Here is a 23,701-nt window from a genome sequence, read left to right on the forward strand (position 1 = left end):
CCAGTTGGTGATTTTGAACTTTTGCTTTGCCACGGAACGGTCTGCGTTGTCGGGAAGATGCGTGATCTGATCCTTCAACTTAGCAAAAGTTCGATTTATTCAACAAAGCCAGTCTGGTTCTAAAACATTACTACATCACTACAGGATATTACTCTATGAACAAACACGTCGCTGCTATGCTGATGATGCTTATTATTCCGCCTGCTTTTGCGCAAACACCATTAGCAGACAGCAAAACGATTATTATTAAATCCAGCGCTCTGGCCGTTGAGATGGTGCCTGATATTGCCTATTCATTTACGCAAAATATCATGGGGCGACCGCTCCAGTTATCGATGGATTTGCTCAAGCCTTATGCTGATAAACCATTACCTGCCGTAGTATTTATTACCGGCGGCGGCTTTCTCGATACGCCCAAATCAAAATTTATCGGTCAGCGGGTGGATATTGCCCGGGCCGGTTACGTCGTCGCCAGCATTACCTATCGAGTCGTACCCAATGTGACTTTCCCGGGAATGGTTGAGGATGCGAAAACGGCGGTCAGATTTCTACGCGCCAATGCCGAAAAATTAGGCATTGATCCTAACCATATCGCTGTGATGGGCGAGTCGGCGGGAGGGTATTTAGCCGCCATGGTGGGCACCACCAGTGGCCATAAGGAATTTGATCAGGGAGAATATTCAAATCAAAGTAGCGATGTGCAGGCGGTGGTTGATCTCTATGGCCTGTCTGATCTGACGAAAGTCGGCGCTGACTTTTCCGCGGATATTCAAAAAGCGCATCAGTCACCGGCCATTCCTGAGGCGATGCTGGTTAATGGTATTCCCTGGCAAGGTGGTGGCGCTATCTCCGCCTATCCCGAAAAGGCCAAACGGGCTAATCCCATTACCTGGATTTCGGATAAAACGCCGCCTTTTCTGCTAATGAACGGCGATGCCGACAATGTGGTCTCACCCAGCCAGTCAACGCTTTTACACGAGGCGCTGGTGGCTAAAAAAATACCGTCAACTCATTATGTGGTGCAAGGGGCGGACCACGCAGGTTTAATGTGGTATCAGCCTGAAGTATCGAAAATTATCATTAATTTTTTAGATAAAAATCTCAAAGGTAAGCATCAATAATACGTTATAGGATCAGGTCAATAAGATGAAAAAAATATTTTTATGCTGCGCTGCCGGCATGTCAACCAGCATGGTAATGAATAAAATGAAGCAAGCGGCCGCGGCGAAAGGGATTGCCGTCGATATTATTGCTGTTTCAATGGATGATTTTGACCGCACGTTGCCAAATTACGATTGCTGTCTTTTAGGACCGCAAATTAAATATAAATTCGAAGAATTTAATAAAAAAGCCACTGCGGTGGGCAAGAAAGTCGCCATTATCGATAGCATGGATTACGGCATGATGCGTGGCGATAAAATTCTTGATGCGGCGCTGGCGCTGCTTGATGAACGTTCACTCAACAAGTAGGGAAACCGTATGGATATGGAAGCAACCGTCATGGAACTTATCATCAACGCCGGTGAATCCCGCAGTCTGGCAATGCAGGCGCTGCAGGCCGCCAGAAAAGGGGCATGGCATGACGTTGATAACCTGATGGAGGGCGCTGCTGATGCCGCAAAACGCGCGCATGATGTACAAACCATGCTTATCGGTATGGATGAGGGCTGCGGCAAGGTGCCGGTTAATCTTATTCTTGTACATGCTCAGGATCATATTATGACCGCCATGCTCGCACGGGAGTTGATCGCGGAACTGATTGAGGTTCAGCGTCAGCTGCAGCATCGCGCCAGGTAAGATATGTCGCCGCCGGAGGTGCGGCGGCGACAGCCTCAGATATTCTCCAGTCGAATGCCCCGGGTTCTCGGGCCGAAGATCCCCACCGACAGCATCACCATCAGCATACTGACGACGATAAAGCTAATCACCCCCGGCGTGCCGGCATATTGCAGAATAATGCCGATCAGGATGCTGGTCACCGCGGTCGAGAGCCGGCTGAACGAGTAGCAGAAGCCGACGGCGCGGGCGCGAATATGGGTCGGGAAGACCTCGGCCTGGTAGGCGTGGTAGCTGATGGTCAGCCAGGCGTTGGACCAGGTGATCATAAACCCGCAGATCACCAGCAGGATAGGACTGTTCTGCAGGGCAAACAGGGTGCCGAAGATGACGGTCATCAGCGCGGAGAGTACGATCTGCCACTTGTTCTCAAAGCGATGCACGAAGCGGGTGCAGAACAGGCAGCCCAGCGGATAGGCGAGGGTGATAAAGAAGGCGTACAGCAGACTGTGGGTGATACTGGCCCCCTGACCGGAAAGCAGCGCTGGCAGCCAGTTGCCAAAGCCGAAGAAACCGATCGCCTGGAAGAAATTCATCACCATCAGCATCAGGGTTCGCTGCCGGTACTGCGGCGCCCAGATTTCGCCGAAGGTGCCGCGTTTGACGACGCTCTGTGCCGCCTGCACATGCTTCGGCGACGGCGTCAGGCCGCAGCGGGCTTCCATCGCGCACATCACCGCATGCGCCTCATCATGCCGCCCTTTGCTTTCCAGCCAGCGGGCTGACTCCGGCAGCTTTTTGCGGATAAACCAGATCGCCAGCGAGAACAGCGCACCGAAGATGATCACCCAGCGCCAGCCGCTGAGGCCGAAGAGGGTGGTTGGCACCAATATCCAGGACATCAGCGCTACCGCCGGAACCGACAAGAACTGAATAAAGAAGGCAAAGGCGAAGGCTTTATTGCGCAGGTGGGTAGGTACCCATTCGCTGAGGTAGGTGTCAATGGTCACCAGCTCAATGCCGAGGCCGATTCCCACCAGAAAGCGGAAGAAGATCACTCCTTCCGCACTGCTCTGGGTCGCCATCAGCAGCGAGAAAAAGCCGTACCAGGCGAGCGCCACCATAAAGGTCAGGCGGCGCCCCAGCTTGTCCGCCAGCGGCGCCAGCAGGCTCGCGCCGATAAACAGCCCCATAAAGGTGGCGGAAGCAAAGGCCGCCTGATCGGCGATGCCAAAGATCCCCGCCGCGCCGGTGTGGAAAATACCCTCCGCCAGCAGGCCCGCGCTGATGTACCCGGTCTGGAACAAATCGTAGAGCTCAAAGAAGCCGCCGAGGGAGAGTAGGGTGATAAACGACCATAACCCGAAGGAGGCGGGCAGCGCGTCAATGCGTCCGGTTAAGCTGGCGTGCGGTTGTCCTGGCGAAGCATAGGGCGATTCGCCGAGAACCTGGGTGGTAGACATGGTGTTGTGTTCCTCAGGAAGAATGGTTTGCTTGCTAATGTTAAGTGATTGTTAATAGTTTTAAATTTTTAATCTTTAGCGTTAACGGCAATCTTTAGCGCAAGATCGCGCCATGCAGGGTAAAAGATGATATTCATGCTGGTTTTCGCCGCACGCTGAGGGAAGAATTGAAGTAAATCACCGTGGGGGGCAATGTTCTCCGCCAGGCGATGTCGCGCTGCGCAGGGCCAGGCCCAGGGCCAGACAGAGTAAACGAATCCTCACTGGCGGCGTTTTCCCGCTTTACCCGCTATTGCGCCGGGCTATAATGTGCCCACTTTCATACAGGAGTCATGCGTTGGACAGTCATCCTTATTGTTATTCTCCGGCAAGTTAACGCGACTATTTTCGCTGCTTGCCGAACCGGCGGGCAGCAATCTTTGATTACCGGATTGCCTCCCTGAATGTAGTGATTCGCGACCGAATGCGAGAGGCATCGTTATGTTTCTGTTTCCCACCAGCTTATTTCCTCCACCATCACCCGCCCGCTAATTGCCCGGCGCGGCTGAGCGCGACATCAATACATTTTTATTGCTTTCTGTTATCTGGAGGAAGGCGCGATGGTATTTCCTTATATGACACATTTACTCGCGGCAATGCTGCTGGGAGCGCTGATCGGCGCGGAAAGACAATGGCGGCAACGTATGGCCGGTTTGCGGACCAATGCGCTGGTGGCCACCGGCGCGGCGGTGTTTATTCTTAGCGCGATGTCGGCCTCGCCGGACAGCCCGGGGCGCATTGCGGCGCAGATCGTCTCCGGTATCGGCTTCCTGGGGGCGGGAGTGATTATGCGCGATGGCATGAACGTTCGCGGCCTCAATACCGCCGCCACCCTGTGGTGCTCGGCCGGTATCGGTGTCCTTTGCGGCCTGGGGCAGTTCTGGAACGCGACGGCGGCGACGCTGATTATTCTGTGCGCCAATATCCTGCTCCGCGAAGCGGCGCAGCGTATTCATGCCTTGCCGGGCGCCGGTGACGAAGAAAAACGCTATATCTTACGCGTCACCTGTTTGCGCGAGCATGAAAAGGCCGTGCGTCAGCTGCTGCTGAATATTGCTCAGCAGCAGAGGTTCACCCTGCAGGGGCTGCAGTCGGCGGCGGCAGATACGGAGGATCAGCTGGAGATTTGCGCGGAGCTGATTAGCCATAAGCAGCATCACAAAACGCTGGCGCAGATTATGGCGCAGGTGGCCGGCCAGCAGAACGTCACCTCGGTACACTGGCGCGTCGGAGAAGCGTAGAGACAGGCGGCGGGGCAGCAGACATGGCCGCTCGCCGCGCGATTCGCCAAGCCGCGGGAAAGCGGCTAGAATGGCCTCCTGCCGGAGGTTATAAGAATGTTAAATAATGGATGTGTGTCGTCGGGATCTGGCCAGACTATGACGATGGCTGATTTTCGCTTTACCCGCGTGATGGCCGAGCAGGCGGCGCGTGCCCGTCTGACGCTGGACGACGATCAGCTGTCGCTCATCGCCCGCCTCGACGCCCTGGGCCAGCAGCTGTTGTCCGCGCCCGGCACGCCGCAGGGACTGTACGTTTGGGGACGCACCGGGCGAGGGAAAAGCTTTATTCTCGACCACTTTTTTGCCAGCCTGCCGCTCGCCGCCAGGCGTCGGGTCCATTTTCATCACTTCTTCCGCGAACTGCATCAGCGGCTGAATGCCCCCGGCGCGCCCGGCCTGCAGGCGGTGATGATGCAGATGACCTCCGGCTGCCGCCTGCTGTGCTTTGACGAATTTCATCTTCACGACCCCGGCGACGCCATGCTGATGAAGGCGCTGCTGGAACACCTTTTTCAACGGGGCATCGTGCTGCTGGCAACCTCTAACTACCCGCCGGAGATGCTGCTGCCTAATCCGCTGTATCACGATCGCTTTTTACCGTCGATCGCGCTGATCCGCGCCCATCTGGCGGTCGTCGCGCTTAACGGCGAGGAGGATTATCGCGAACGGCACCTGAGCCAGGATAACGCCTTCTGCAGCGGGCGGCTATGGGTTAACCCGAGCGAACAACAGCGTCAGCTGTACGATCTGCCCTCGCTGCCTGCCGAACCGGTTCCGCTGGCGGTAGGCTATCGCACGCTGCAGGCGGCCGCGGCGTCACCCGACTTGCTCCATTTCTCTTTTGCCCAGCTCTGCCAGGCCGCCACGGCGGTGATGGACTATCTGTCGCTCAGCGAACGTTATGCCGTCTGGTTGCTGGACGAGGTGCCGCCGCTGGCCACGGTAGGGCCGGCGGCCCAGCAGCGCTTTATCAACGTGATTGATGTGCTGTATGAAAAGCAGATCCGCCTGCTGCTGGTGACCCGCTGCGACCTGGAGACGCTGGTGGCCGGGGTGGAACTGGAGGATATTCAGCGAACGCGGAGCCGCCTGCAACAGCTGCCGCGGGCGGTATAAAAAAACGCCCCGGCGGGTGCCAGGGCGAGGGGATCACAGGTCGAAACGGTCGAGGTTCATGACCTTGGTCCAGGCGGCGACAAAGTCATGCACCAGCTTCTGCTGCCCGTCGGCGCAGGCGTAGACTTCCGCCAGCGCGCGCAGGACCGAGTTGGAGCCAAACACCAGATCCACGCGGGTGGCGCTGTACTTCGCTTCGCCGGTTTTACGGTCGCTGCCGGTAAACAGCTCCGCCCGATCATCGGCCGCTTTCCAGACGGTGGCCATATCCAGCAGGTTGACGAAGAAGTCATTGCTGAGCACGCCGACGCGGTCGGTAAACACCCCGTGTTTGCTGCCGTCGTAGTTGGCGCCCAGCACGCGCAGTCCACCCACCAGAACCGTCATCTCCGGAGCGGTTAAGGTCAGCTGCTGCGCTTTATCGATCAGCAGCGTTTCCGTCGACACACCGCCCTCGATGCGACGGTAGTTGCGGAAGCCATCCGCCAGCGGCTGCAGCAGGTCAAACGACTCGACGTCGGTCTGCTCAGGCAGGGCGTCGACGCGGCCTGGAGTAAACGGCACGTTGACGCTGACGCCGGCCGCCGCCGCAGCCTGCTCCACGCCGACCACGCCAGCCAGCACGATGATATCGGCCAGCGACGCTTTGCCGGAGGCGCGTTGGATCGCCTGCAGGGTCGGCAGCACCCGACTGGCGATAGCATTGACCGGCCAGTCTTTCTGCGGGGCCAGCGCCAGACGCGCGCCGTTGGCGCCGCCGCGCTTATCACCGCCGCGGAAGGTGGAGGCGGAGGCCCAGGCGACCGACACCAGCTCACTCACCGACAGGCCGGCGCCAGCGATGGCGGTTTTCAGGCTGGCGATGTCGTCCGCGCTCGGCTGATGGGTCGCCGCCGGCAGCGGATCCTGCCAAATGAGATCTTCTTTCGGCACTTCCGGTCCGAGGTAACGGGATTTCGGCCCCATATCGCGGTGGGTCAGCTTGAACCACGCCCGGGCGAACGCCTCGTTAAAGGCCTGCGGATCGTTGAGGAAGCGACGGGAGATCTTCTCAAACTCCGGGTCGAAGCGCAGGGTCAGGTCGGTGACCAGCATGGTCGGTTTGCGCTTTTTACCCGGGTTAAACGGATCCGGGATAATTTCCGGCGCGTCTTTGGCTTCGAACTGGATAGCGCCCGCCGGGCTGCGGGTCTGCACCCATTCGTATTTGAACAGGTTCTCGAAAAAGTAGTTGCTCCACTGGGTAGGCGTCTGCGTCCAGACCACTTCCAGACCGGAGGTGATGGCATCCGCGCCTGCGCCGCTGCCGTAGCTGGAGTGCCAGCCCAGACCCTGGGCTTCCAGCGGGGCGGCTTCCGGCTCGGCGCCGACGTGGCTGGTCTCGGCTGCGCCGTGGGTTTTACCCAGGGTGTGGCCTCCGGCGATCAGCGCGACAATCTCTTCATCGTCCATCGCCATATTGCCGAAGGTGGCGCGAATGGCCGCCGCGGCGGACAGCGGCTCGCCGCTGGCGTTAGGGCCTTCCGGGTTAACGTAGATCAGCCCCATTTCGGTGGCGCCGATGGCCTGTTTCGCCAGGCTTTCCGGGTGACGGTGGGCCAGCCACTCTTTCTCATCGCCCCAGTCGACGTCCAGATCCGGTTCCCAGACATCTTCACGACCGGCGCCAAAGCCAAAGGTGCGGAAGCCGGCGTTTTCCAGCGCAACGTTACCCGCCAGCATGTAAAGATCGGCCCAGGAGATTTTCTGGCCATATTTCTGTTTCACCGGCCACAGCAGACGGCGGGCTTTATCGAGGCTGACGTTGTCAGGCCAGGAGTTCAGCGGCGCAAAGCGCTGCTGTCCACGACCCGCGCCGCCGCGACCGTCAACGGTGCGGTAGGTGCCGGCGCCGTGCCAGGCCATACGAATAAACAGACCGATATAGCTGCCCCAGTCTGCCGGCCACCACTCTTGCGAATCGGTCAGCAGTGCTCTGAGGTCAGCCTTCAGCGCGGAGTAATCGAGCTTTTTAAACTCTTCCCTGTAGTTAAAATCCTCACCCAACGGGTTGGAACGACTGGAGTGCTGGTTCAGCAGATCGACACGCAGCTGGTTAGGCCACCAGTCGCGGTTGCCGGTGCCGCTGCCGGCGCTCTGCTTGGGCGTCTCGGCGTGGAAAGGGCACTTTCCGGCGGATGCGTTGTTGGATGGGTCGTTAGACGTGCTCATATCAGGCTCCGTTTGCTTTTGTGAATGCCGTTACGATATACACTGCTACCAATAAGCGATATTTGAATGAGTCTACGGATTTAATAGCTAATTCCGTTCAACGAAGGGCGAAACACCCTCTTATATGCCCTGGCGGATCCAGGGGTAAAAAATAAACCTCATCATTAACCATAGTCGTAACGAGACGGCAAAGGAAACGATCTGTGTCAAACGGGTAGAAGGAATGCTAATTGTTTGAGATATGACAATTTTACTATGAGAAAAGGATGAGGGTTTTCCGCTGCGCGAGCGTAACGAATGCCCGACGCAGGGGTTGTTGGCAAACGCAGAATAAGCTAATACTTAGACACCATGTGACTGGCGCTAAAGACAGAATACTGTTGGGGAGCATGGTCAACGTCGCCGCGCGCCTGGGCATTACCGCTATCTGGAGATAAGTTATGCCTGAATTAGCTTCTTTAATGGCCTTTGCCGCGGTGGCGCTGGGGTTAGTGTTAACCCCTGGCCCCAATATGATGTATCTCACTTCGCGTTCGATTTGCCAGGGAAAACGCGCTGGCTTTATCTCCCTTGCCGGGGTGGCCGTGGGTTTTTTCTTCTATATGTTGTGTGCCGCTTTCGGCATTACCGCGTTGGTTTTCGCGGTCCCTTACGCCTACGATGCATTGCGTTTGTGCGGGGTCGCTTATTTGCTCTATCTGGCGTGGCAGGCGATTAAACCGGGAGGGCGGCCGATATTCGCGGTGCGCGATTTACCCGCGGACAGTGGACGTAAGCTGTTTCTGATGGGATTTATCACCAGCCTGGCGAACCCCAAAGTTGCCATCCTGTATTTGTCCCTGCTGCCGCAATTTATCACCCCCGGACTCGGCAGCGTGCTCAGCCAGTCGTTGATATTAGGCTGTACCCAGGTATTAATCAGCGTGGCGGTGAACGGCCTGATTATCTTGCTGGCCGGGCAGGTGGCGCTTTTTCTTGGTCGGCGGCCGGGCTGGCAACAATTTCAACGCTGGCTGATGGCGACGGTACTGGCCGGTATGGCGGTTAAGATCGCTTTTGAGGCCAGAAAATAACCGGGTTTACCGGGGAAAGGGGAGCCAGCGAGACCTGTCGCTGGCCAACCTCGCGCCCTGATGCCTTTCTCCCACTGCGCAAGGCTCTCCACGCTCTAACATGCTGAAACATTTCTGCCAGATCATTAGCAACCTTTCAGTAGGGCTAACGCCGCGATAAGGCTATGCTTCCCGGCCGTTACGCCGTTGGTTTTTCCCGTGATCCAGGTGATGTACCGCTAATGCCCCTTTTGAGAGATGAAATTCGCGACCACTCCACGGAAGAGATGCTGTTTATCCGCCGGGCCGCAATCGCCTTTCTGCTGGTGGTGGTCTGCTTTGGCGTGCTGATTTTCAACCTCTACCATCTGCAGGTGGAGCAGCACGATTTCTACCAGACCCGCTCCAACCAAAACGATATCAAAATGCTGCCCATCGCCCCCAGCCGCGGGCTGATATTCGATCGCAACGGCATTCCGCTGGTACAGAATATTACCCTGTATCGCCTGCAGGTGATCCCGAGCAAAATTCCCGATATGGCCGCGCTGCTGCAAAGCCTGACGCCGATTGTCGACCTGACGCCGGATGACATCGCCAGTTTCCGCGACGATATGCACCACAGCAGCCGCTATAAAGCGGTTACCCTCAAGTCCGACCTCAGCGACGTGGAGGTGGCCCGCTTCGCGGTCAACGAATTCCGTTTCCCCGGGGTGACGGTGGAGAGCTACCAGCAGCGTGAATACCCCTACGGCGCAGAGCTGGCGCACGTGGTGGGCTATGTGTCGAAAATCAACGACAGCGACCTGCAGCGGCTGGCGAAAGACGGTGAAGAGGAGAACTATGCTGCCGACCACAATATCGGCAAGCAGGGGATCGAAGGCTATTACGAAAAAGCGCTCCACGGCACCACCGGCTACCAGGAGGTGGAGGTGGATAACCACGGTCGGGTGGTACGTCTGCTGAAAGAGGTACCGCCGGTGGCCGGGAAAAACCTCTACCTGACCCTTGACCTGCACCTGCAGCAGTATATTGAGTCGGTGCTGAAGGGGCAGCGCGCGGCGGTGGTGGTGGTCGATCCTCGTGATGGCGGGGTACTGGCGATGGTCTCCAGCCCCAGCTACGATCCTAACCCGTTCGTCAAAGGCATCGGCTATCAGGCCTATAAATCGCTGCTGGATAACCCCGACCGACCCTTAATCAACCGTGTCACCCAGGGGCTGTATCCCCCGGCCTCGACGGTGAAGCCCTATATGGCGCTCTCGGCGCTCTCCGCGGGCGTGATCACGCCGAATACCACCTTCTTCGGGGCGCCGACGTGGACGCTGCCGGGCACGCAACGCCGCTATCGCGACTGGCTGAAAACCGGCCACGGCATGCTCAACGTCACCAAAGCCATTGAAGAGTCCGCAGACACCTTTTTCTACCAGGTTGCCTTCGAGATGGGTATCGACCGGATCCATGAGTGGCTGAGCAAGTTCGGCTACGGCCAGTCTACCGGCATCGATCTCAATGAGGAGTATGCCGGGGTGCTGCCGAGCCGGGCGTGGAAGCAGCGGGTGCATAAAAAGCACTGGTATCAGGGGGATACCATCTCCGTCGGCATCGGCCAGGGATACTGGATCGCCACTCCCATCCAGATGGTGAAAGCGCTCACCACGCTGCTGAACAACGGCAAGGTGCAGGATCCGCATCTGCTCTATTCGATGAAGCAGGGCAATCATGTGGAACGTTATCAGCAGCCGGCGAACCTGCCGCAGGTCGGCGATCCGAAATCCCCGTACTGGGGCATTGTGCGCAACGGCATGTATGGGATGGCGAATCTGCCCAACGGCACCGGCTATAAACTGTTCCATACCGCGCCGTATCAGATCGCGGCAAAGTCCGGGACCTCGCAGGTGTTCAGTCTGAAGCAAAACCAGACCTATAACGCCAAAATGATCCCGGTGCGTCTGCGCGACCACATTTTCTATACCCTCTTTGCCCCTTATCAGCATCCGAAGGTGGCGATGGCGCTGATCCTGGAGAACGGCGGCGGGGACGGGGTGGTGGCCGGACCGACGGCGCGCGCCATCCTGGACCATATTTTTGTCCCGCAGCAGGCGCCGGCGGCGGCCGCCGACGTGCCGCAGCGGGAGAGCGCGGACGCCCAGTAAGCGGCAGGACTTATTCCGCAGGCGCATCGTTCATAGAAATTGGTTATTTGTCCCCTTATCTTCCCGGCGGCATAGTATTTTTAAGGAACATGACGAGTGAGGAGGAAGGGTGACACGTAAGCGATTATTGCTGGTTCAGACCGGGACGCCCCCGGCAGCCATTCGCGAGGAGCATGGCGATCTGCCGCGCTGGTTCCGCACGCTGCTGGCGCCATGGCAGGCGCAGCTCACCGCGGTACGGGTGTTTGAGGACGAGCCGCTGCCGGCGCCGGATCGCCAGACGGTGGCGGTGCTGACCGGCTCCTGGGCGATGGTTTCCGACCGCCTGGCGTGGAGCGAACGGACCGCCGACTGGATCCGTCAGGCGGTGGCTATCGGCATGCCGCTGTTCGGCGTTTGCTATGGCCATCAGCTGATGGCTCATGCCCTGGGTGGCGAGGTGGCGTATCATCCAGCCGGACGGGAAAGCGGCAGCCAAACCGTTTCGCTATCGCCGTGGGGTGTCGATGACCCGCTGCTCCAGGACCTGCCGGCCGCCTTTCCCGCGCATTTGAGCCATATGCAAACCATTACCCGCCTGCCGGAGGGGGCCACGGTGCTGGCCGCGTCCGCTCACGACCCCCACCAGATCGTGCGCTACGGGCCGCACGCGGTCTCCACGCAGTTTCACCCGGAGTTCACCGCGCCGATTGCCCGCGCGCTGATCCGCTACCGGGAGGCGGTGCTGCAGGCAGAGGGCATCGACCCGCAGCGGTTATACGATGAGGTGCAGGAGAGCCCGCAGGCCGCGGCAATTCTCACGCGCTTCGTCAGCGCCTTTCTGCCCCCTGATGCACCCGGCCATTAATCCCCTGCAGTGAATAGCACCCGCCAGCGGCGACGCCGGCGGGACATCTCGTGGGCGAGGTCGACGACCGCTTCGACGCGCAGCGCGTCAGCCGCCTGCGCCGTCAGCTCCGGTAAAGCATACTTCTGACGCAGGGCGACCAGCGCCTGCGCCTCGGGCGGCGTCCGGGCGCGGACCTGTGCGGCCAGGCGCTGCTGTAGCGGCCTGAAGGCCGCCTCATCCAGCGGCGGCAGCTGGCGCAGAAAGGTTTTGCAACAGCGCAGCAGTTCCACGGCGCGGCGATCCGGGGACTGGAGCGCCATCAGCAGCCCGTCGCGATCGGCGACGCGCTGATAGCGGCAGCTCACCACATAGCCAATCTGCTGCTCTACCCGCAGGCGCTGGAAGAAGAGCGGTTCGCAGCGCTGCGCCAGCACCCGCAGAGCCGCCAGCGAGGCGCCATCCGGCAGCGGAATAAAGACCAGCAGCGCCGTATCGCCCCCGGGGAAAGCCAGCCGTTTGACGCCGCGCCGGCAGGGGCCGGGGAGGCTGCCCGGCGGGTTGACCGGGACGGTAAGCAGGCTCAGCTGGCGCGCGACCCACCGCGCATCCTCCGCGCTGCCGCCGGCCAGGGCCGCCAGCCAACCAGCCTGATGCTCTGATGTGGCCAACCGTTCGGGGAGCTGGGCCATGAGATGACGGATAGCAATACTCTCCGGCGGCGGGGTCAGCGGGTCGGCCGGGAGCGCGAGCTGCCGCACGATGGCCTGCAGAATAGCCTCCGGCCGCCGGCCGGCAGCTGGCAACTGCAGGAGCAGCTGCCAGCTGCCGTCGAAGCGATGCCACTCGCCGTGGCCCCCGGCGTGGCGCAGCGCGGCGAGCAGCGGGCGCAGCTGTTCCCCGCGCGCCAGCCCCTCGGCCTGAGTGGGCGAGCAAGAGAAGGGCGGTCGGAGCAGGAGCCTCGGCGGCTCTCCCGGTAACGGGAGGTGGAGCAGCGGCGCGGCTTGCGCCGGACTTTCGGCCACGAGGCCGCCAGCGGCTTGCGGATAAAAAGCGAATTTCAGCGCCGGGGCAGTGACCGGGCGGCGGCGCCAGCGGCTGAGCGGCAGGCTAAAGCCCTGGGTGGCAACAGGCTCCCCTGGGGAAAGGGTCTCGCAGGCCAGGCTGACCGTAGGGGCGGCCTGCAGGGCGGCGCAAAAATCGGCGAACCCGACGGGCGGCGCGCCGGGGGCAAAGCCGAATGCCCGTTGGCGCAGCTGATCGAGGGGCGACAGCGCCTGAAAACGGCGCCGGGAGAGCTGATAGTAGTGTTGCTGCTGGTCTGGCGTCGTCCGCTGTAGCGCCTGCAGCCAGTGGGTTATCTGCCGGTCGACCTGTTCCGGCTGGTCGCTGGCGAAGACCAGCGCCAGCCAGCCGAGGTGCCGATCCTGATACAGCCAGTTCAGCGCTACCTCTTGCGCCTGACCACGCTGGCGCAGCCCGGCCATCAGGCTGCCGGGGGCTTCATCGAGCAAAAACTCGCGCAGTAAGGTGACGTTGTCACTTAAGGCGATCAGCGGACAGCGCCACAGGGCGGGCTGGGCGTCGACCGCCAGCTGCAGTTCAGTGGTCTCGTCCAGGCGCAGCGGCGGCGCCGGCGGCGGAGCCTCGCCTGCGGCAAGCACGGCGGCGAAACGGACCGCCAGCTCGCCGAGCGCCTCCAGCGACTGCGGCCCCTGCAGCCAGAGCTGCATCCGCCGGGCGACGTAATGGGTGTGGTGAAAATCGCGTAAGGCCGTCTGCAGTGCAGGGAGATCGCCCGCCAGCGCGTCGGCGCTGCCTACCTGAAAGCGGCGAAACGCCGCGGGCGCGTTGGCGGCGTGACGCACGGCGGCTTCCCGGCGCGACGGCTCATGCTGCTGGATAAGGCGGTACTCGGCGTCAATCACCGCCACTTCGCGCTGAATATATTCCCTGAGCAGCCGCGGCGCCTGCAGCATCTCCTGTAGACGCGCGACACCGTCAGCCAGACCATCGGCGGCGACCTCGAAAAAAAACGCGCTATGGCGGGCCAGGGTGGTGGCATTCACGCTTCCGCCCTGGCGCTGCACCCAGCCCATCAGCCGGTCATCATCCCGGTAGCGCTCACCGCCGTAAAACAACAGGTGTTCCAGCAGGTGCGCCAGCCCGGGGAAGCGCGAGGGTTCGTGGTGGCTGCCGGCGGCGACCCGCGCCAGGGCCGCCGCGCGTTCGGCCTGCGGCTGATGGACCAGGGTGGCCTGCAGGCCGCCCGGCAGCGTGACGGTGCGGGTCGCCAGCGTCATTACAGGTCCCGGGTTTTGTAGATCAGCTGCGAGCTGGCCCGGTTGCGGAACTGCAGCTGGCTGACTTTTATCTCGCTGCAGGCCGCTTCGCGACGGGCGTCGAGGATTTTGTGATGATGCGGGGATTTACTGCACACCGGGTCGGCGTTATCGGCGCTGCCGGTCAGCATAAAGGCCTGGCAGCGGCAGCCGCCGAAGTCATTCTCTTTTTCATCACAGGAGCGGCACGGCTCCGGCATCCAGTCATACCCGCGGTAACGATTGAAGCCGAACGAGTCATACCAGATCGACTCCAGACTCTGCTCCAGCACCGACGGAAACGCCACCGGCAGCTGGCGCGCGCTGTGGCAAGGCAGGGCGGTGCCTTCCGGGGTGACGCTGAGGAAAATCGATCCCCAGCCGCCCATGCAGCCTTTCGGCCGCTCTTCGTAATAGTCCGGGGTGACAAACAGCAGGTTGGTGAGGTTGCCGCTGGCGGCCATTTTCTGCCGGTAGTCGGCGACCACCTGCTCGGCGCGGGCGATCTGCTCCCGGGTCGGCAGTAGCCCCTCGCGATTGAGGAACGCCCAACCGTAGAACTGGCAGGTGGCTAGCTCAACGTCATCCGCTTCCAGCTCAATGCACAGCGCGATAATTTTATCCAGCTGATCGATGTTGTGCCGGTGCAGAACGAAGTTGAGCACCATCGGATAGTCGCGCGCTTTCACCGCTCTGGCCATCGCCAGCTTCTGCTGGAAGGCTTTTTTGTTACCGGCCAGCGCGGCGTTGAGCACTTCATCGCTGGCCTGGAAGCTAATCTGGATATGGTCCAGCCCGGCCTCGCTGAAGGCGTCGAGTTTGCTCTCCGTCAGCCCTATCCCGGAGGTGATCAGGTTGGTATAAAACCCGAGGTCGCGCGCGGCGCGGATCAGCTCCGGCAGATCCTTACGGGTCAGCGGTTCGCCGCCGGAAAAGCCCAGCTGTACGCTGCCCATCGCCCGCGCCTGGCGAAAGACCTCGATCCATTGTTCGGTGGTCAGCTCTTTTTCCTGTTGGGCGAAGTCCAGCGGATTCGAACAGTAGGGGCACTGCAGCGGGCAGCGATAGGTTAGCTCCGCCAGCAGCCACAGCGGCGGATTGACGGCGGGTTTATGCTGGCTCACGGCAGGTGATCCACTTCTGTTGACAGGCTATCTGCAGGAACTCGATGACGTCGTTATCAACGCCCCCGGCTTCCGGGAAGCGGTCGTTGAGCATGGCGATAATCGCCGCGACGTCGCGCCGGCCGTCCACCAGCTCGAGGATCGCCGCGGCGGTCTCATTGAGTTTGGCCATTCCCTCCGGATAGAGGATCACATGGCTCTCCTGGGCGGCTTCCCACTGCAGGCGGTAGCCGCGACGAAAGGCGACGATGGAGGTTTTTTGCATGGTTACACCAGTCGGGTCGTGTGCCAGGCCGCCTTGTCGGTGACCGTATGATAGGGCGGGCGCTGCAGGGCATAGGCCATGGTCATGGCGTCGAGCATCGACCATAAAATGTCGAGCTTAAACTGCAGGATCTCCAGCATCCGGTTCTGTTTTTCAGCGCTGTCGCAGTAGGCCTTCGCCAGCGCCAGGCCATGCTCCACGTCGCGGTTGGCCTGGCTCAGACGGCTGCGGAAGTAAAAATAGCCTTCCTCTTTGATCCACGGATAGTGCTGCGGCCAGCTGTCGAGGCGCGACTGATGGATCTGCGGGGCGAACAGCTCGGTCAGGGAGCTGCAGGCCGCCTCCTGCCAGCAGGCGCGACGGGCGAAGTTAAGATAGGCATCCACCGCGAAGCGCACGCCGGGCAGCACGTGGCGCTCGCTGAGCAGATCGTCGCGACTCAGACCGACCGCTTCCCCCAGCCGCAGCCAGGCTTCAATCCCGCCGTCCTCGCCGTGGCTGCCATCGTGGTCGAGGATCCGCTGCACCCATTTGCGCCGGGTCTGCGCGTCCGGGCAGTTGGCCATGATCGCCGCGTCTTTCAGCGGGATAGTGGTCTGGTAATAAAACCGGTTCGCCACCCAGCCCTGAATTTGCTCGCGGGTCGCGTCGCCGTTATGCATGGCGATGTGGTAAGGGTGGTGAATATGGTAGAAGGCGCCTTTGGCCCGCAGGGCCGCTTCAAAGGCCTGCGGCGACAGCGTGTCGGTGATCAGCATGCGATATCCTGATGGGTGATAGCCATCCCGTCCCAGCTCACTTCAATCCCCTGCTGCGTCAGCGCCTGACGCTGGGGAGAGTGCTCGTTAAGGATCGGGTTGGTGTTATTGATATGAATAAGAATTTTGCGTTTTGCCGGCAGGGAGGCCAGCAGGGCCATCATCCCGTGCTCATCGCCGAGCGCCAGGTGGCCCATATCGCGGCCGGTATTGCGCCCGACGCCGGCGGCCTGCAGTTCGTCATCCTGCCAGACGGTGCCATCGATCAGCAGACAGTCCGCTTTTTGCAGCCAGGGCAGAATGGTCTCATCCGGCTCACCGAGCCCCGGAGCGTAGAACAGCGTCTGCCCGTTGCGGCGGTTTTCGATAAACAGCGCCACGTTATGGCCCGGCAGCGGCCGGTCGCGATACGGCGAATAGGGCGGCGCGTTGCTGGCGATAGGCACCGCGGTAAACCGCAAATCAGGACAGGCGTCAACGGTAAAAGGCTGCTGCGGGGCGATGGGGTGATGCACCAGGCCGCCGTTCCAGTGGCGCAGCATGGTAAACACCGGGAAGCCGGTGGAGAGATCCTCATGGACCTCCGGGGTGCACCACACCTGGTGCGGGCAGCCTTCGCGCAGGCTGAGTAACCCGGTAGTGTGGTCGATCTGGCTGTCGGTGAGAATAATGCCGCCGATATGCGTTCCGCGCAGCACGCCGACTTTATTTAACTCGGGCGTGTGGGCAATCTGCTGGCTGATATCCGGCGAGGCGTTGCACAGCACCCATTCTTGACCGTTATCGCTGACGATGATCGACGACTGGGTGCGGGCGCTGGCCTGGATCGTGCCGTCGCGCAGACCCTGACAGTTGGCGCAGTTGCAGTTCCATTGCGGGAAACCGCCGCCGGCGGCGGAACCGAGGACTTTAATGAACATGAAGACGGACCGGGTAATGAAAAAAGAGGCCCGCGCGAACGGCGGGCGGGGCGATTAGCGGTTAGAAATGTACAGCGTCACTTCCAGACCGAGACGTAAATCGATAAAAGCAGGTTTCTTCCACATGTTTTGTTCCTCTTAAAAATGACGACAGGCCTCACGGATAATGCAGGATCTGTGACGGCCGCCGCATATTGCGCTTCACCGGGAGAGAGATCAACCCGGAATCTGTAAGGATTTAACTTTATGTTTACAATATAACCTATTGTTGCCAAACATTTTTTAATACCCGCAGCCAGTTACGCCACAGCAGCTTATCCAGCACCAATTGATCATAGCCGCTGTCACGCAAGGCATTGATAAGCCGCGGTAAGCCGGCCACATCCCCCAGCGCGTCCGGCAGGGTGACGCCGTCAAAATCCGAACCAAGGGCCACATGATCCTCACCCATTATGTTAATAAGATAGTCGATATGCCGGATGATGGTGGCGAAGGGCGTGTCGCTATCGCGCCGTCCGTCGGCGCGCAGGAAGGCGTTGCCGAAATTAACGCCCACCACGCCGCCGCTGTCGCGGATCGCCCGCAGTTGCCGATCGGTCAGGTTGCGCGGCTGTGGGCACAGGGCGTGGGCATTGGAGTGGGTGGCCACCAGCGGGGCGGTGGAGTGACGGGCGGTATCCCAAAAGGCCTGTTCATTCATATGTGAAACATCGATCTGCATCTTCAGGGTGTTGGCCTGGGCAATGAGCGCGATACCCTCGCCGGTAAGACCCGGCCCGCTGTCCGGACTGCCGGGAAAGGCGCCGGTGACCCCGCAGCCGAAGCGATTGGCGATGTTCCAGAACGGACCTATGCTGCGCACCCCGGCGCGATAAAAGGCCTGCAGATCGTCGCCCTGGGCGTCGAACCCGCCGGCGCCTTCGATGTGCGCCACCATCGCCAGCGCATTATCCTGACGGCAGCGTTCGATATCCGCCGCGCTCAGGCACAGCCGCGCGCGGCTGGCGTCATGGGCGCAAATCGCCTTGAGGATAGTCAGCTGCTGCCAGAGGATCGTTAATGGGTCCCACGCCTGACTGGCGTACTGGGGCGCCACGCGGGCGATATACTCCTGCGGCGGTACAAAGAGGGCGAACAGGCCGCCGGCCAGACCGCCCTGGCGAATACGCGGATAATCGAGGTGGCCGTTCTCTATCCCGGCAAAGAAGGCGGTCACCGGATCCTCGCGATGGTGAAGCCAGAGATTCAGCAGCAGGTCATTGTGACCATCAAAAATCGCCACAGCGGGCTCCTGGGTTATCAGGTGGTAAAAATGGCTGTCACGGTAGCGGATTTATGCCCGTGGGCAAGCAGAAATTCACAAGCCAGCAACAATTGCCAACATTGATTATGTATCACACTGTATCCCGCGGCGGATCGCTGACATGAAGAGATAAAAACGGCCCCTGTCGGGCACACGGCGGATACAAATTTCCGCTTAACTGGTTACGTACTCTCTTGATGACGATAAAAGGTGACAAAGCGATGAACAGATTATCCTTGATCCGGTATACCAGCGCTGCGGCGCTGGGGTTATCCACCCTGTGGTCCGCTGCCGTTTGCGCCGCTGAAGACGCGGGGGCGTTCGACAAGATCCACCAGATCCACGCCGGCGATCTGAATATTGGCTACGTGGATATCGGCCCGCGCGACGGCCAGCCGGTGATTCTGCTGCACGGCTGGCCCTACGATATTCAGAGCTATGCCCAGGTGGCGCCGGCTTTAGCGCAGAAGGGCTACCGGGTGATTGTGCCGTATCTGCGCGGCTACGGCACCACCCGTTTCCTCTCCGCCAGCACGCCGCGTAACGGTCAGCCGTCGGCGATGGCGGCCGATATTGTCCATCTGATGGATGCCCTGAACATCAGGCAGGCGGATCTGGCCGGCTTTGACTGGGGGGCGCGCACGGCGGATATCGTCGCCGCGCTGTGGCCGCAGCGGGTGAAATCCCTGGTCTCGGTGAGCGGGTATCTGATCAGCAGTCAGCAGATTGGCGAAAAACCGCTGCCGCCGCAGGCGGAGCTGTCGTGGTGGTATCAGTTCTATTTTGCCACTCCGCGCGGGGAAGCCGGTTACCGGCAGAACACCCATGACTTTGCGAAATTTATCTGGCATCAGGCGTCGCCGCAGTGGCCATTCAGCGACGCAACCTTTGCCAAAACCGCCCGGGCGCTGGATAACCCGGACCACGTGGTGATCACCATCAGCAACTACCGCTGGCGCCTGGGACTGGAGAAGGGGGAAGCGAAGTATGCCAGCTATGAACAACGGCTGGCGGCGCTGCCGCCGATTACGGTGCCCACCATCACTCTGGAAGGGGCGAATAACGGCGCGCCGCATCCGGCTCCCGCCAGCTACCGGACCAAATTTACCGGTAAATATGAGCACCGGGATCTGCAGGGGCCGGTGGGCCATAACCCGCCGCAGGAGGACCCGACGGCGTTTGTGCAGGCGGTGGTGGACGCCGATCGTTTGTAACCCGCGCCTTGCCGGCGGCGCGACGTTGCGCTTCCGGCAACACGGCTTATGCTTGTGAAGAGTCTATTTTGCCGCAGGAGCAGCCTTTGGAGCGTATTGACCACATCCTGGTTGTCGATGACGACCGCGACATCCGGGAACTGATTGTCGACTATCTGGAAAAATCGGGATACCGCGCCAGCGGCGCGGCGAACGGCAAAGCCATGTGGTCGGTGCTCAAAAACCATCAAATCGACCTGATTGTGCTGGATATCATGATGCCGGGGGAGGATGGCTTAACGCTCTGTCGCCAGCTGCGCGCAAACCCGCAACAGGATATCCCGGTGCTGATGCTCACCGCCCGCACCGACGACAGCGACCGGATCCTCGGCCTTGAGATGGGGGCTGACGACTATCTGGTGAAGCCCTTTGTGGCCCGCGAACTGCTGGCGCGCATCAAAGCCATTTTACGCCGCACCCGGGCGCTGCCGCCCAACCTGCAGATCACCGAGGCGGGCAGGCTGATCGCGTTTGGCGACTGGCTGCTCGATACCGCCGCCCGCCATCTGCTGGACGACAGCGGGGCGATTGTCGCCCTCAGCGGGGCGGAGTATCGACTGCTGCGGGTGTTTCTCGACCACCCCCAGCGGGTGCTGAACCGCGATCAGCTGCTCAATCTGACCCAGGGACGCGACGCCGAACTGTTTGAACGGTCAATCGACCTGCTGGTGAGCCGACTGCGTCAGCGCCTGCGGGAGGATGCCCGCGAGCCGGCCTACATTAAGACGGTGCGCAGCGAAGGCTATGTGCTGTCGGTCCCGGTCTCCATCCGCGAGAGGCATGAATGAGGTTCTGGCCCGCCTCGCTGCAGTCGAGGCTGATGGCGCTGCTGTTTCTGGCGCTGCTGCTGGCGAATACCTTAACCCTGTCGCTGCTGTTTTATGAGCGTATGAGCAGCGCCCGCAGCGTGATGCTGGGCAATCTGGCGTCGGATGTCGCCACCAGCGTGGCGATCCTCGACCGTCTGCCGCCCGCTGAACGCCCGCAGTGGCTGCCGAAGCTGGCGCGCGGCAACTACCGCTATCAGCTGGACGCCGGCGAGCGCGGCGACTATCCGGACAGCTGGCGCGCCCGGGACGCGGCGCGCTCCCTGCAGGAGGCGTTGAGCGCGCAGTATCCGGTGAGTATTGTGGCGATCCCCGGTCCGCGGCAGCATATCCAGGCCCATATTACCCTCCACGATGGCGCTCCCTTAACCCTCGACCTGTGGCCGACACTACCGCCCATCGCCCGCTGGCTGCCGGTGGTGCTGATCGCTCAGTTTGTCCTCCTGCTGGCCTGCGCCTGGTACGCGGTTCGCCAGGTACTGCAGCCCATCACTCGCTTTACCCATGCGGTGAATGCGCTTGAGCCGGCCAGCGACACGGCGGGAACCATGGCCGAGCAGGGGCCGGAGGAGGTGCGCCGTGCCGCCCGCGCGTTTAACGCGATGCAGACCCGCATCCACGATCATCTGCAGGAGCGGGCGCGGATCCTCGCCGCCATCTCCCACGATCTGCAAACCCCGATCACCCGGATGAAGCTGCGGGTGGAGATGGCCGACCAGCCTGAACTGCGCGACAAACTGCTGCAGGATCTCGACAATATGACCCGCCTGGTGCGCGAAGGTATCGCCTTCGCTCGCACTTCGCAGCCGCTGGAGGAGGCGCGCCAGCGGCTGAACCTTGACGCCTTTCTCGACAGCATCGCCTGCGATTATGCCGATGTCGGCCGGCCGGTGCGGTTTTGCCCCGAGGCGCGCGCCGGAGTGGTGTGGATCCCACCGCAGGCCCTGCGCCGGGTGATGACCAACCTTATCGATAACGGGCTGAAATTCGGCGCCACGGTAACGGTCGCCCTCAACCGCGACGCCGCCGGGGATATCATCATTCATGTGCTGGATGAGGGGCCGGGGATCCCTGAGGCGTCGCTGCAGGCGGTGCTGCAGCCGTTTTATCGCCTGGAGGACTCGCGCAATCGCGATACCGGCGGCACCGGCCTGGGGCTGGCGATCGCCGCGCAGCTGGTCAGCCAGATGAACGGCACGCTGCGCCTGGCCAATCGCCCGCAGGGCGGTCTGGATGCCAGCGTGCGTCTCGCCGCGCAGGGATTGTATCCTGCTGTATCTCCGGCGCAGATAGAAAACTAAACCGACAATTCTCCCGCTTTCCCGACACATCCGCCCTACATCCCCTTGCTGTAATGTTGTGGCTGCCACCTTCGGCAGCGATGGCATAATGAGGAGAAGGCGATGTCGATATTCATTGCATTTTTGGGCGGGATGTTAACCCTGCTAAGCCCCTGCACGCTGCCGGTGATCCCGCTGCTGTTCGCCAGCGTCCGGGGCCGCCGGGGGCAACTGGCGATCATGCTGGCGGGCATGGCGCTGATGTTTGGCGCTGTGTCGTGGCTGGTGACGGTCGCCAGCGGTTGGGTCGTGAATCTGACGCTGGCTGGGCGCGGCCTGGCGCTGGCGTTCTTCGCCCTTGTCGGGCTGAGCCTGCTTTCACCGCGCGTCGCGCAGCGGCTGACGTCACCCCTGGTGGCGCTGGGGAATCAGCTTAACGACGCCAGCTCACGCCAGCGCGGCTGGATCGGTTCGCTGCTGGCCGGGCTGGCGGTGGGTCTGCTGTGGGCGCCGTGCGCCGGGCCGGTACTGGGGGCGATACTGAGCCTGGGCTTTGTGCATCCGGGCCAGGCGACCACCGGCGGGTTGCTGTTGGCCTACGGCGGCGGCGGGGCGCTGATGTTATTCCTGCTCGGGTGGTGCGGCGCGGCGTTGATTGCCCGTCTGCGTCGCGGGTTGGCGTTCGGCGAACGGCTGCGCCGGCTGGCGGGGGTGGCGATGCTGGCCTCGGTGGCGCTGATCGCCAGCGGCGGCGACCGCTATTTGCAAAGCGCGGGAGGTTGGAGTCAGGCGCTGGAGCAGCGGCTGGCCGCCCGTCTGCCACAGCCAACGCAGAAAACGGTTCTGCAACCGATCGCGACGCCCGAGCCCAGCAGCGCGATGCCTTCGCTGGCGGGGGGCAGCGCATGGCTCAATAGCCCGGCGTTAACCCCGGAGCGTCTGAAAGGCAGAGTGGTGCTGGTGGACTTCTGGACCCGGGAGTGCATCAACTGTCAGCATACCCTGCCTTACGTGCGCGACTGGGCGAACAAATACCGCGTGGCCGGGCTGGTGGTGATTGGCGTTCATACCCCGGAATATCCCTGGGAGCGTTCGCTACCGCTGCTGCGCGAGGCGGTAAAGGACTGGCGGATAACCTACCCGGTGGTGGCGGATAATGAGTACGCCATCTGGAACGCCTTCGGCAATCAGTACTGGCCGGCGCATTACATTTTCGACGCACGTGGGCAACTGCGCTATACCGCCTTCGGCGAAGGGGATTATGCCCGCCAGGAGCAGGTGATCCAGCAGCTGCTGCAGGAGAGCAAAGCCTGACCCGTGGCGTAGGCGTCTGGCGGACGGATCCCTACAGCCTTTATACCTGATGCCGGGCGGCGCTGCGCTTGCCCGGCCTACAGGAGCGCGCAGGGAGAATGTAGGCCCGGTAAGGCGCAGCCGCCACCGGGCATCGAAGCGGGAAGGGTGCTGGATGCCTGTTGCCGGGCGGCGCTACGCTTGCCCGGCCTACAGGAGCGCGCAGGGAGAATGTAGGCCCGGTAAGGCGCAGCCGCCACCGGGCATCGAAGCGGGAACGGCGCAGAATGCTCATTGCCGGGCGGCGCTACGCTTGCCCGGCCTGGGGGATTACGAAGCCGCGTGCAGGCCCGGTAAGGCGGGTTACGTAGCGGGTGGAGACAGAATCTTGGCCGGGGTAACAGACGCTGCTGAACGGTTCCCTCTCCATCCGGGAGA

General features: G+C 61.3%; 22 protein-coding genes and 1 riboswitch. Of the genes, 12 read left to right on the forward strand and 10 right to left on the reverse strand.

What is annotated here, in order from left to right:
• The coding region (locus AC6CWS_RS20855; RefSeq protein WP_223602338.1) for a hypothetical protein at positions 1 to 78 on the reverse strand (78 nt) is incomplete at its 3' end.
• A gap of 77 nt (positions 79 to 155) precedes the next feature.
• Between AC6CWS_RS20855 and AC6CWS_RS20860 the strand changes: the two genes are divergently transcribed.
• Genes AC6CWS_RS20860 through AC6CWS_RS20870 form a run of 3 tightly spaced genes read left to right on the forward strand, consistent with a single transcriptional unit; the run spans position 156 to position 1,797 of the window.
• The gene (locus AC6CWS_RS20860; RefSeq protein ID WP_102006875.1) at positions 156 to 1,121 is read left to right on the forward strand and encodes an alpha/beta hydrolase; all 966 of its coding nucleotides are present in this window, start codon (positions 156 to 158) and stop codon (positions 1,119 to 1,121) included.
• 25 nt (positions 1,122 to 1,146) lie between these two features.
• Positions 1,147 to 1,470 carry a PTS sugar transporter subunit IIB gene (locus AC6CWS_RS20865; protein ID WP_023289808.1) on the forward strand — a complete coding sequence of 108 codons (324 nt, stop codon included), beginning with the start codon at positions 1,147 to 1,149 and terminating at the stop codon, positions 1,468 to 1,470.
• Positions 1,471 to 1,479: 9 nt separating this feature from the next.
• Positions 1,480 to 1,797, forward strand: a complete 318-nt coding sequence (locus AC6CWS_RS20870) for a PTS lactose/cellobiose transporter subunit IIA (protein ID WP_049013680.1) — start codon at positions 1,480 to 1,482, stop codon at positions 1,795 to 1,797.
• Positions 1,798 to 1,832: 35 nt separating this feature from the next.
• On the opposite strand, the gene AC6CWS_RS20875 is transcribed toward AC6CWS_RS20870, so the two are convergent.
• Entirely contained in the window at positions 1,833 to 3,239 is a 1,407-nt protein-coding gene (locus AC6CWS_RS20875; protein ID WP_065881682.1) for an MFS transporter, read from the reverse strand.
• A 599-nt stretch (positions 3,240 to 3,838) separates the two neighbouring features.
• Between AC6CWS_RS20875 and AC6CWS_RS20880 the strand changes: the two genes are divergently transcribed.
• Both AC6CWS_RS20880 and zapE read left to right on the forward strand, forming a co-directional pair.
• Positions 3,839 to 4,519: an MgtC family protein gene (locus AC6CWS_RS20880; RefSeq protein WP_065881685.1), complete on the forward strand. Its 681-nt coding sequence runs from the start codon at positions 3,839 to 3,841 to the stop codon at positions 4,517 to 4,519.
• 96 nt (positions 4,520 to 4,615) lie between these two features.
• Positions 4,616 to 5,677, forward strand: coding sequence for a cell division protein ZapE (zapE, locus tag AC6CWS_RS20885; RefSeq protein ID WP_065881687.1), 1,062 nt, complete (start codon positions 4,616 to 4,618; stop codon positions 5,675 to 5,677).
• A 33-nt stretch (positions 5,678 to 5,710) separates the two neighbouring features.
• Here the strand turns inward: zapE and katG are convergent, their stop codons facing one another.
• Positions 5,711 to 7,888, reverse strand: a complete 2,178-nt coding sequence (gene katG / locus AC6CWS_RS20890; RefSeq protein WP_044523422.1) for a catalase/peroxidase HPI — start codon at positions 7,886 to 7,888, stop codon at positions 5,711 to 5,713.
• Between the two features lie 343 nt (positions 7,889 to 8,231).
• A riboswitch (ZMP/ZTP riboswitch) is annotated at positions 8,232 to 8,311 on the forward strand.
• Between the two features lie 17 nt (positions 8,312 to 8,328).
• On the opposite strand from katG, the gene AC6CWS_RS20895 reads away from it, so the two are divergent.
• From AC6CWS_RS20895 to AC6CWS_RS20905, 3 genes are all read left to right on the forward strand, one after another.
• Positions 8,329 to 8,961 (forward strand): LysE family translocator, encoded by a 633-nt coding sequence (locus tag AC6CWS_RS20895; protein ID WP_023289802.1) that lies wholly within the window; start codon positions 8,329 to 8,331, stop codon positions 8,959 to 8,961.
• Positions 8,962 to 9,182: 221 nt separating this feature from the next.
• Positions 9,183 to 11,093 carry a penicillin-binding protein 2 gene (gene mrdA / locus AC6CWS_RS20900; protein ID WP_498256436.1) on the forward strand — a complete coding sequence of 637 codons (1,911 nt, stop codon included), beginning with the start codon at positions 9,183 to 9,185 and terminating at the stop codon, positions 11,091 to 11,093.
• 109 nt (positions 11,094 to 11,202) lie between these two features.
• On the forward strand, positions 11,203 to 11,940 hold the full coding sequence (locus tag AC6CWS_RS20905) for a glutamine amidotransferase (protein WP_065883634.1): 738 nt from the start codon (positions 11,203 to 11,205) through the stop codon (positions 11,938 to 11,940).
• Here AC6CWS_RS20905 and pqqF read toward each other — a convergent pair.
• The 7 genes from pqqF to AC6CWS_RS20940 form a co-directional block, all read right to left on the reverse strand.
• Positions 11,937 to 14,222 carry a pyrroloquinoline quinone biosynthesis protein PqqF gene (gene pqqF, locus AC6CWS_RS20910; protein WP_065883635.1) on the reverse strand — a complete coding sequence of 762 codons (2,286 nt, stop codon included), beginning with the start codon at positions 14,220 to 14,222 and terminating at the stop codon, positions 11,937 to 11,939. The genes AC6CWS_RS20905 and pqqF overlap by 4 nt on opposite strands.
• Positions 14,222 to 15,364: a pyrroloquinoline quinone biosynthesis protein PqqE gene (pqqE, locus tag AC6CWS_RS20915; RefSeq protein ID WP_065883637.1), complete on the reverse strand. Its 1,143-nt coding sequence runs from the start codon at positions 15,362 to 15,364 to the stop codon at positions 14,222 to 14,224. Before pqqE ends, pqqF begins: the two co-directional genes overlap by 1 nt.
• Complete coding sequence (pqqD, locus tag AC6CWS_RS20920; protein WP_065883639.1) at positions 15,351 to 15,629, reverse strand: pyrroloquinoline quinone biosynthesis peptide chaperone PqqD; 279 nt, start codon at positions 15,627 to 15,629, stop codon at positions 15,351 to 15,353. The genes pqqE and pqqD overlap by 14 nt, the downstream gene beginning before the upstream one ends.
• 2 nt (positions 15,630 to 15,631) lie before the next feature.
• Positions 15,632 to 16,387 carry a pyrroloquinoline-quinone synthase PqqC gene (pqqC, locus tag AC6CWS_RS20925; protein WP_023289796.1) on the reverse strand — a complete coding sequence of 252 codons (756 nt, stop codon included), beginning with the start codon at positions 16,385 to 16,387 and terminating at the stop codon, positions 15,632 to 15,634.
• A complete protein-coding gene (gene pqqB, locus AC6CWS_RS20930) occupies positions 16,381 to 17,307 on the reverse strand; it encodes a pyrroloquinoline quinone biosynthesis protein PqqB (protein WP_065883642.1) in 927 nt (308 codons plus the stop codon). The genes pqqC and pqqB overlap by 7 nt, the downstream gene beginning before the upstream one ends.
• A 54-nt stretch (positions 17,308 to 17,361) precedes the next feature.
• Complete coding sequence (gene pqqA / locus AC6CWS_RS20935) at positions 17,362 to 17,433, reverse strand: pyrroloquinoline quinone precursor peptide PqqA (protein WP_002905689.1); 72 nt, start codon at positions 17,431 to 17,433, stop codon at positions 17,362 to 17,364.
• 136 nt (positions 17,434 to 17,569) lie between these two features.
• Positions 17,570 to 18,589 (reverse strand): dipeptidase, encoded by a 1,020-nt coding sequence (locus AC6CWS_RS20940; protein WP_065883644.1) that lies wholly within the window; start codon positions 18,587 to 18,589, stop codon positions 17,570 to 17,572.
• 242 nt (positions 18,590 to 18,831) lie between these two features.
• On the opposite strand from AC6CWS_RS20940, the gene AC6CWS_RS20945 reads away from it, so the two are divergent.
• The 4 genes from AC6CWS_RS20945 (at position 18,832) to AC6CWS_RS20960 (ending at position 23,284) form a co-directional block, all read left to right on the forward strand.
• Complete coding sequence (locus AC6CWS_RS20945; protein ID WP_065883646.1) at positions 18,832 to 19,824, forward strand: alpha/beta fold hydrolase; 993 nt, start codon at positions 18,832 to 18,834, stop codon at positions 19,822 to 19,824.
• Positions 19,825 to 19,910: 86 nt separating this feature from the next.
• A complete protein-coding gene (locus AC6CWS_RS20950) occupies positions 19,911 to 20,651 on the forward strand; it encodes a response regulator (protein ID WP_017900551.1) in 741 nt (246 codons plus the stop codon).
• Positions 20,648 to 21,991: a sensor histidine kinase gene (locus AC6CWS_RS20955; protein ID WP_065883648.1), complete on the forward strand. Its 1,344-nt coding sequence runs from the start codon at positions 20,648 to 20,650 to the stop codon at positions 21,989 to 21,991. The genes AC6CWS_RS20950 and AC6CWS_RS20955 overlap by 4 nt, the downstream gene beginning before the upstream one ends.
• A gap of 102 nt (positions 21,992 to 22,093) precedes the next feature.
• Positions 22,094 to 23,284: a cytochrome c biogenesis protein/redoxin gene (locus AC6CWS_RS20960; RefSeq protein ID WP_065883649.1), complete on the forward strand. Its 1,191-nt coding sequence runs from the start codon at positions 22,094 to 22,096 to the stop codon at positions 23,282 to 23,284.
• Positions 23,285 to 23,701: the final 417 nt, after the last annotated feature.

This window comes from Klebsiella sp. M041, from assembly GCF_059759695.1.

Coding starts and splice junctions, on each gene's coding strand:
- AC6CWS_RS20860 (WP_102006875.1), top strand. CDS start 156: ATGAACAAACACGTCGCTGCTATGCTGATGATGCTTATTATTCCGCCT.
- AC6CWS_RS20865 (WP_023289808.1), top strand. CDS start 1,147: ATGAAAAAAATATTTTTATGCTGCGCTGCCGGCATGTCAACCAGCATG.
- AC6CWS_RS20870 (WP_049013680.1), top strand. CDS start 1,480: ATGGATATGGAAGCAACCGTCATGGAACTTATCATCAACGCCGGTGAA.
- AC6CWS_RS20875 (WP_065881682.1), bottom strand. CDS start 3,239: ATGTCTACCACCCAGGTTCTCGGCGAATCGCCCTATGCTTCGCCAGGA.
- AC6CWS_RS20880 (WP_065881685.1), top strand. CDS start 3,839: ATGGTATTTCCTTATATGACACATTTACTCGCGGCAATGCTGCTGGGA.
- zapE (WP_065881687.1), top strand. CDS start 4,616: ATGTTAAATAATGGATGTGTGTCGTCGGGATCTGGCCAGACTATGACG.
- katG (WP_044523422.1), bottom strand. CDS start 7,888: ATGAGCACGTCTAACGACCCATCCAACAACGCATCCGCCGGAAAGTGC.
- AC6CWS_RS20895 (WP_023289802.1), top strand. CDS start 8,329: ATGCCTGAATTAGCTTCTTTAATGGCCTTTGCCGCGGTGGCGCTGGGG.
- mrdA (WP_498256436.1), top strand. CDS start 9,183: ATGCCCCTTTTGAGAGATGAAATTCGCGACCACTCCACGGAAGAGATG.
- pqqF (WP_065883635.1), bottom strand. CDS start 14,222: ATGACGCTGGCGACCCGCACCGTCACGCTGCCGGGCGGCCTGCAGGCC.
- pqqD (WP_065883639.1), bottom strand. CDS start 15,629: ATGCAAAAAACCTCCATCGTCGCCTTTCGTCGCGGCTACCGCCTGCAG.
- pqqC (WP_023289796.1), bottom strand. CDS start 16,387: ATGCTGATCACCGACACGCTGTCGCCGCAGGCCTTTGAAGCGGCCCTG.
- pqqB (WP_065883642.1), bottom strand. CDS start 17,307: ATGTTCATTAAAGTCCTCGGTTCCGCCGCCGGCGGCGGTTTCCCGCAA.
- AC6CWS_RS20945 (WP_065883646.1), top strand. CDS start 18,832: ATGAACAGATTATCCTTGATCCGGTATACCAGCGCTGCGGCGCTGGGG.
- AC6CWS_RS20955 (WP_065883648.1), top strand. CDS start 20,648: ATGAGGTTCTGGCCCGCCTCGCTGCAGTCGAGGCTGATGGCGCTGCTG.
- AC6CWS_RS20960 (WP_065883649.1), top strand. CDS start 22,094: ATGTCGATATTCATTGCATTTTTGGGCGGGATGTTAACCCTGCTAAGC.